The sequence below is a fragment of the Pseudomonas sp. S37 genome, assembly GCF_016658545.1.
Lineage (GTDB): Bacteria > Pseudomonadota > Gammaproteobacteria > Pseudomonadales > Pseudomonadaceae > Aquipseudomonas.
The window spans coordinates 44573-51723 of sequence record NZ_JACVZC010000030.1; the positions used below are offsets into that span (position 1 = coordinate 44573).

A 7151-nucleotide genomic window follows, 5' to 3' on the forward strand; every position below is an offset into this window, starting at 1 on the left:
GCCCGTGCCTTGAGCAGTGGCACGGGCGCGCATTGAAGCCGGTCCGCCGTTTATGGCCAATGACACAGGAGCATTCAGCATGAGTGTGACGTCGAAGGCGGCTCTGCCGCTGTTGGTGGCTACCAGCCTGCTCGCGGGCTGCGCCACGCACAGCGATGGCAGCGCGCCCCTCAACCAAAGGACCTGGCCCATTTGCAGCGTGCTGGGCGGCTTGGTCGGTGGCGGCCTGGGCGCTGTCGAAAGTTCTGCCTGGGCTGCGGCTGGCGGTGCCTTGGGCGCCGTCGCCGGCGGGCTGATCTGCTTTGCCCAGGACGGTGACGAAGATGGCGATGGTATTTTTGATCGACGCGACTACTGCCCCGATACCCCCGCCAACACGGCGGTCGACCACATGGGCTGCCCGCTGAAGGAGTACCCGGCGACAGCACCTGCCACTGCTCCCGAGCCCTCGCCGGATGTGATCATCCTCGATGACAACGGCGCGGTGATGTTCGCTTTCGACTCCGCTGAGTTGACCCCGGCGGCCAAACAGCGCCTGCAAGGCCTGGTGGCGCAGCTCGATTCCCCGACGGTTGCCAAGGTCAGGGTGATCGGGCACACCGACAGCGTCGGGTCCGACAGTTACAACCAGGCGCTTTCCGAACGCCGCGCCAGTAGCGTGGCCGAGTACCTGATCGGCCAGGGCCTGGAGCCGGGCAAGGTCACCAGCCAGGGCCGCGGCGAAAGCGAACCGGTCACCGACAACGAAACCGAAGAGGGCCGCGCGCGCAACCGACGGGTGGAGCTGCACCTCAACTGAGCGGTGCTGGCGCCTGCCTTGGCATTGCAGTTAATGTTGGTCGCACGGCCCGCTCGCTCGGGCCGTCTCGACATAACAACACTATCTATAGGGGCGGGGTATGAAGTTCATCCTGGGCCTGGGCAAGGTCCTGACGGTCGCTTTCTGGGGTGTGGTGTTGTTCAATCAGCTGATGCCACAACCGCTGCCTTTCAATCTGTTGATCAATGCCGCTGGCATTTTCCTGCTGAGCCTGCATCTGCTTGAAGTGCTGTTCTTCAACGCCAGCTTGCGTGGGCGCAGCCATCGCTGGTTCGATCGCTTGCAGATCCTGTTGACGGGTATATTCCATGTCATGTCCATTCCCCGTGCGCAGGAGGCGCCACGAAATGCGTAATCTGATGTTGCTGGCCTTGTTGGCGGCCCCCCTTGCCCAGGCCGAGAGCCTGGAAGTTGCCGCCAATTCCATGCTGCGCCTGCCCGACAAGTCGGCCAGCGTCCACCTTACGCATTTGCGTGTTGCTGACGCGGCAACCCTGATGCTGCCTGCGTCACTCGCGCAATTGACCGTTGACCAGCTGGAGCTGGGGCGTGATGCGCGCATCGTTGTTGCGCCTTCCGATACCCCGCTGTTGATCGAGGCGCGCAGCGCGCGGCTGGGCGAGGGCAGTGAGTTCAGTGCCACCGGGGCGGCGGGTAGTTACCAGCGGGCAGCCCGTTCGGGCCGCAGCCTGGAGCTGAAACTGGCTGAACTGGATGCCGACCGGGTCGCAATCGATGCACGCGGTGGCGCGGGTGCGCCGGGTTACGTGGGGCTCGACGGTGGCAACGGCCAGGCCGGTGGCTGCACCTGGGGCCAGGCCAGCCGCGGTGCCAATGGCGATGATGGTGGCAACGGGCACGATGGTGCGCCGGGTGGGCGCGTTCGCCTGAGCGTGCCGCAGGGCTACCCGCAGGAGCGCATTATCGTGCGCCTGGATGGCGGGGCACCGGGCAAACCGGGTGCGGCAGGCAAGGCCGGCAAAGGTGGGGCTAGCAAGGGGTGCCTGGTGTACCGCACCGATGCCGGTGCCAATGGCCGGCCCGGGCAACCAGGCCAGCCTGGCTTGGCGGGGGCTGAGGGTGAGCTGATCCTGCAGCGCCTCTAAAACGTACTGCGATCCCTTGTAGGAGCGGCTTCAGCCGCGAACACCGGCAAAGCCGGTGCCATCCACCGCGCTGGATTCTTCGCGGGTAAACCCGCTCCTACAGGTACCGTGTAAAACCAGTCATATCATCAGCCGCGAACTGGCCACCACCACCACGGCCAGGCCCAGCAGCAGGTTGATGCCCACCATCCGCCGAATCCGCCCCAGCACTGCCGCACCTGCCGACCAGTTCTCGGCCTGCACCGCCGCTTTCAGCTCCGGCAGCAGCAACGCCTGAATGCGCATGAACAAGGCAAACATGGCGATCCCGCCGCCGATCATCACCTGGACATACTTAGGCGCGGTCTCGAACCCGCTGAAGCGCACGTGCAACATGCCGATACCACTGATCGCCAAAATCGCCACAGCCAGCCAGACCCAGCCGAAGAAACGTCGGAAAACTTCCACCCACAAGCGCAGGCGGGCAGGCCCTTCCAGGGCTGCAACCGTTGCCGGGCGCAGCACCAGCCAGGCGAAGAACATGCCGCCGACCCATACCAGGGCGGCCAGAACATGCAGTGTGTAGGGCAGGGCAAAGGCAAGCATCCGGATCTCCATGCGGCACAAAGGGCAATAGCGGGGTATGATAGCCGCCCCATGCGAAACACTGAAAATATATCCAGCCCTCCGGGCGCCTGCAGACCATGATCAGCAACGAACTCAAAGCCACCATCCAGGGCGCCTATACGCGTTTTCTCGAAGCCAAGAGCCTCAAGCCGCGCTATGGCCAGCGCCTGATGATCGCCGAAGTGGCCAAAGTGCTTGGCGACATCGCCTGCGACGATGAAGGCCGCCGTGCCGGCGAGCCTGCCGTGGTGGCGGTGGAGGCGGGCACCGGTACCGGTAAGACGGTCGCCTACGCGCTGGCCGCGATCCCGGCCGCCAAGGCAGCCGGCAAGCGCCTGGTGATCGCCACCGCGACGGTGGCCCTGCAAGAGCAGATCGTCATCAAGGACCTGCCCGACCTGATGCGCAACAGCGGCCTGAATTTCAGCTTCGCGCTGGCCAAAGGCCGTGGCCGCTACCTGTGCCTGTCAAAGCTCGACATCCTGTTGCAGGAGGGCCACGCCCAGTCGGCCACCGCCCAACTGTTCGAGGAAGAAGGCTTCCACATCGAAGTCGACGAGCGCAGCCAGAAGCTGTTCAACAGCATGATCGAGAAGCTCGCTGGCAACCGTTGGGACGGCGACCGCGACAGTTGGCCCGAGGCCCTGGAAGACCAGGACTGGGCCCGCCTGACCACCGACCACAGCCAGTGCACCGGCCGCCACTGCCCCAACTTCCAGCAGTGCGTGTTCTACAAGGCCCGCGAAGGCATGGGCAAGGTCGACGTGATCGTCACCAACCACGATATGGTGCTGGCCGACCTGGCCCTGGGCGGTGGTGCGGTTTTACCCGACCCGCGTGACACCATGTACGTGTTTGACGAGGGCCACCACCTACCGGACAAGGCCATCGGCCATTTCGCCCATTATTCGCGCCTGCGCTCCACTGCCGACTGGCTGGAGCAGACCGCCAAGAACCTGACCAAGCTGCTGGCCCAGCATCCGCTGCCCGGTGACCTGGGCAAGTACATCGAGCAGGTGCCAGAGCTGGCGCGTGAAGTGCGTACCCAGCAGCAATTCATGTTCACCCTGTGCGAGCAGGTGGCCGACTTCCGCCCGAGCGAAGACACCGAAGGCCGTGAACGCCCGCGTTACCGCTTTGAGGGGGGGGTGGTGCCAGAGCAGATCCGCGAAGTGGGCATCGAGCTGAAAAAAGGCTTTGCCCGCCTCAACGACCTGTTCACCCGCCTGGCCGACCTGCTCAAGGAAGGCATGGACGGTGAGGTCAGCATCGGCATTGCCAGCCACCAGGCCGAAGAGTGGTACCCGCTGTTCGGCAGCCTGGTCACACGTGCCCAAGGCAATTGGGAGCTGTGGACGGCTTTTACCGCCGAAGACCCGGAAGACAGCCCGCCGATGGCGCGCTGGCTGACATTGGCCGAGAGCGGTGCGCTGTTCGACATCGAAGTCAACGCCAGCCCCATCCTTGCCGCCGAAATGCTGCGTCGCAGCCTGTGGAGCGTGGCCCATGGTGCGCTGGTGACCTCGGCGACATTGACCGCGCTGGGCAAGTTCGACCGCTTCCGCATGCGCTCCGGGCTGCCGCGTGATGCGGTCACCTGCGTAGTGCCTAGCCCGTTCGTGCACGGCGATGCCGGCCTGCTGCGGGTCCCCGACCTGCAGGCCGACCCACGCGACGCGGCGGCGCACACGGCGGCGATCATCCGCGAGCTGCCGAATATCGTCGAAGATGCCCGCGGCGCGCTGGTGCTGTTCTCTTCGCGCAAGCAGATGCAGGACGTGTTCGACGGCCTGGACCGTGACTGGCGCAAGCTGGTGCTGATCCAGGGCAACCTGTCCAAGCAGGAAACCCTGAACAAGCACAAGGCGCGGGTCGACGATGGCCAGCACAGCGTGCTGTTCGGCCTGGCCAGCTTTGCCGAAGGCGTCGACTTGCCGGGGGCGTACTGCGAACACGTGGTCATCGCCAAGATTCCTTTCTCTGTGCCCGACGACCCGGTCGAAGCCGCCTTGTCGGAGTGGATCGAGGCCCGCGGCGGCAACCCGTTCATGGAAATTGCCGTGCCCGACGCCTCGCTCAAGTTGATCCAGGCCTGCGGTCGCCTGCTGCGTACCGAGCAGGATCGCGGCGTCATCACCTTGCTGGATCGGCGCCTGGTCACCCAGCGCTACGGCAAGGCTATTCTCAATGCGCTGCCGCCGTTCCGGCGGGAGATTTCCTGACCGCCGGAGCACTTGCTGCGGCGCGTTGTCCATTACTCAGTCCTGGGCCATGACGGCCCTGAAGGAGAGCCTCAGCCTTATGGTCCGCCGTACCTTGCCTGCCGTTTTCGCCCTGTTGTTCAGCTCGCCCTTGCTGGCCGGGCAACAGACGCTGTTCAGCTTCGTGCGCCCGGCCTCGGTGGTCAATGTGGCGACCGAGGATGCCGGCATGCCGCAGTACAACGCGGAGCAAACGGCTGAAGGCGAGGTGTTGCGGCGTGTGGTGTTCAACCCGGCCCAACGTCCAGTCCTGCGCCTGAGCCCGCAAGGTGGCGTATGGGACTGGTCCAGCGGGCGGTTCCTCACCTTGCGCCTACAAAGTGCCATGGACTGGGCGCTGACCGTGGATGTTACGGTGCAAGGCAGCGATGGCCGTACCTTGACCAGCCGTATCGACCTGCCGGCTGGCCCCGCGCAAACCGTGATGGTGCCGCTGACGGCCAGTTCGCCACTCAGCCAGGGCATGCGCGCCGGCCCGCCGATGCCCTGGAACCATGCTGGCCAGCGCCTGTTGCTGACCAGCAGTACTGGCGCGGTCGACCTCAAGCAGGTGGCCTCGATCAGCCTCAGCATCCCCAACCCGAAGGTGGCGCAGAACCTGCTGATCGAGCGGGTGGGTATTCAGGATGACGACCAGGCCTACCAGGCGGCCTATCACGAATTGATCGATGCTTACGGCCAATCCACGCGAGGTAACTGGCCCGAGAAGGTTGCCAATGACGACCAGCTCAAAGCAGCCGATAGCCGTGAACAGCAGCAGCTCAAGGGCTGGCTGGCAGAGCGTGGCAAGCAGCACCTGGATGCCTACGGTGGCTTGGTGGCCGGGCCGGCGTTTACGGCCAAGGGCTTCTTCCGTACTGAAAAGCGAGATGGCCGCTGGTACCTGGTAACGCCGGAGGGGCACCCGTTCTACTCGCTGGGGGTAAATGCCGTGGCAGCCGACGGCGGGCGTACCTACACCGCCGGGCGCGAAACCATGTTCAAGGCTTTGCCGGGTGAGGGCGATGCACTGGCCGCGTTCTATGGCGAAGGCAACAACGACGATGGCAATACCTCGTCGCAAGGGCGCAATTTCAAGAAAGGGCGCTGGTTCGACTTCTATGCCGCCAACCTGCAGCGTACCTATGGCAAACCCTGCCCGCCCCCTGCAGAAGGGCAGCCGGCCGCTTGCCCACCGCTGGCGCTGGATGCAGCACGCTGGCAAGCGCATGCACTTGACCGTTTGCAGGCATGGGGTTTCAACACGATCGGTAACTGGAGTGAGCCAGCCCTCGACCAGGCCAGGCGTATGCCATACACCTTGCCGCTGTCGATCGTTGGCGATTACGCCAGCATCAGCACTGGCATGGACTGGTGGGGCCGCATGCCCGACCCGTTCGACCCGCGCTTTGCCATGGCTACCGAACGTGCCGTGGCTATTGCCGCCCGCGATCACCGTGATGACCCTTGGCTGATTGGCTATTTCGCCGACAACGAGCTGGCCTGGGCTGCACCGGGTGACGACCCCAAGGCCCGTTACGGCCTGGCCTACGGCACCTTGCGCCTGACCACCGACGTGCCGGCCAAGCGCGCCTTCCTCAAGCAGTTGCGCGACAAGTACCGCAACCAGGAGGGGCTGTCCAAGGCCTGGGGCATCGAACTGACTGCCTGGGAACTGATGGAAGACCCAGGCTTCGAGGCGCCATTGCCCAACCCGGAGCATCCGGAAATCGAGCGTGACTACCAGCATTTCCAGCAGGTATTTGCCGAAACCTATTTCAAGACCATTTCCGATGCATTGAAGTGGCACGCGCCCAACCACCTGTTGCTGGGTGGCCGCTATGCCGTCAGCACGCCGGAGGCAGTCAAGGCCTGCGCCGAATTCTGCGATGTGCTCAGTTTCAACTTCTATACCCTCAAACCGCAGGACGGCTACGACTTCGCCCGTCTGGCCGAGCTGGACAAACCCGTGCTGGTGTCCGAGTTCCAGTTCGGCTCACGTGATCGCGGGCCCTTCTGGCCCGGGCCACTGGAGCTGGTGCGCGAAGAAGACCGGGGTCCGGCCTATGGCAATTTCCTCAAGGCGGCCCTTGAGCAGCCGATGATCGTCGGCGCGCACTGGTTCCAGTACCTCGACCAGCCGGCCAGCGGCCGCCTGCTCGACGGCGAGAACGGCCACCTGGGGCTGGTGGCGATCACCGATATGCCGTACCCGGGGTTTGTCGACGCGGTGCGCAAGAGCAATTTGCAAACCATGGCCCAGCTGCGGACCCAGCTGGAAAAACCAGCGCCCTGATTACAGGCTGACGCCGTTCGCTTTTGTGGGAGCGGCCTTGCCGGAGCGCCGGACCGGTCGGATTGGGCTGCGCAGCAGCCCCA

General features: G+C 64.6%; 6 protein-coding genes. 5 read left to right on the plus strand and 1 reads right to left on the minus strand.

The features are described from left to right. Positions 1 to 79 precede the first annotated feature (79 nt). The 3 genes from IAE39_RS12590 to IAE39_RS12600 all read left to right on the plus strand — a co-directional run bounded on the left by IAE39_RS12590 (position 80) and on the right by IAE39_RS12600 (position 1926). Positions 80 to 799, plus strand: coding sequence for an OmpA family protein (locus IAE39_RS12590; protein ID WP_201202797.1), 720 nt, complete (start codon positions 80 to 82; stop codon positions 797 to 799). 100 nt (positions 800 to 899) lie between these two features. Beyond that, a complete protein-coding gene (locus tag IAE39_RS12595; protein WP_201202798.1) occupies positions 900 to 1175 on the plus strand; it encodes a DUF1145 domain-containing protein in 276 nt (91 codons plus the stop codon). Then, the gene (locus IAE39_RS12600) at positions 1168 to 1926 is read left to right on the plus strand and encodes a collagen-like protein (protein WP_201202799.1); all 759 of its coding nucleotides are present in this window, start codon (positions 1168 to 1170) and stop codon (positions 1924 to 1926) included. The genes IAE39_RS12595 and IAE39_RS12600 overlap by 8 nt, the downstream gene beginning before the upstream one ends. Positions 1927 to 2046: 120 nt before the next feature. On the opposite strand, the gene IAE39_RS12605 is transcribed toward IAE39_RS12600, so the two are convergent. Continuing rightward, positions 2047 to 2511: a CopD family protein gene (locus tag IAE39_RS12605; RefSeq protein ID WP_201202800.1), complete on the minus strand. Its 465-nt coding sequence runs from the start codon at positions 2509 to 2511 to the stop codon at positions 2047 to 2049. A gap of 98 nt (positions 2512 to 2609) precedes the next feature. Between IAE39_RS12605 and dinG the strand changes: the two genes are divergently transcribed. Beyond that, entirely contained in the window at positions 2610 to 4754 is a 2145-nt protein-coding gene (gene dinG / locus IAE39_RS12610) for an ATP-dependent DNA helicase DinG (protein ID WP_201202801.1), read from the plus strand. Between the two features lie 79 nt (positions 4755 to 4833). Beyond that, the gene (locus IAE39_RS12615; RefSeq protein WP_201202802.1) at positions 4834 to 7068 is read left to right on the plus strand and encodes a beta-galactosidase; all 2235 of its coding nucleotides are present in this window, start codon (positions 4834 to 4836) and stop codon (positions 7066 to 7068) included. Positions 7069 to 7151 lie beyond the last annotated feature (83 nt).

Bases quoted from the DNA above. Each gene is read 5' to 3' on its own strand.
- IAE39_RS12590 (WP_201202797.1), top strand. From the start codon at position 80: ATGAGTGTGACGTCGAAGGCGGCTCTGCCGCTGTTGGTGGCTACCAGC.
- IAE39_RS12595 (WP_201202798.1), top strand. From the start codon at position 900: ATGAAGTTCATCCTGGGCCTGGGCAAGGTCCTGACGGTCGCTTTCTGG.
- IAE39_RS12600 (WP_201202799.1), top strand. From the start codon at position 1,168: ATGCGTAATCTGATGTTGCTGGCCTTGTTGGCGGCCCCCCTTGCCCAG.
- IAE39_RS12605 (WP_201202800.1), bottom strand. From the start codon at position 2,511: ATGCTTGCCTTTGCCCTGCCCTACACACTGCATGTTCTGGCCGCCCTG.
- dinG (WP_201202801.1), top strand. From the start codon at position 2,610: ATGATCAGCAACGAACTCAAAGCCACCATCCAGGGCGCCTATACGCGT.
- IAE39_RS12615 (WP_201202802.1), top strand. From the start codon at position 4,834: ATGGTCCGCCGTACCTTGCCTGCCGTTTTCGCCCTGTTGTTCAGCTCG.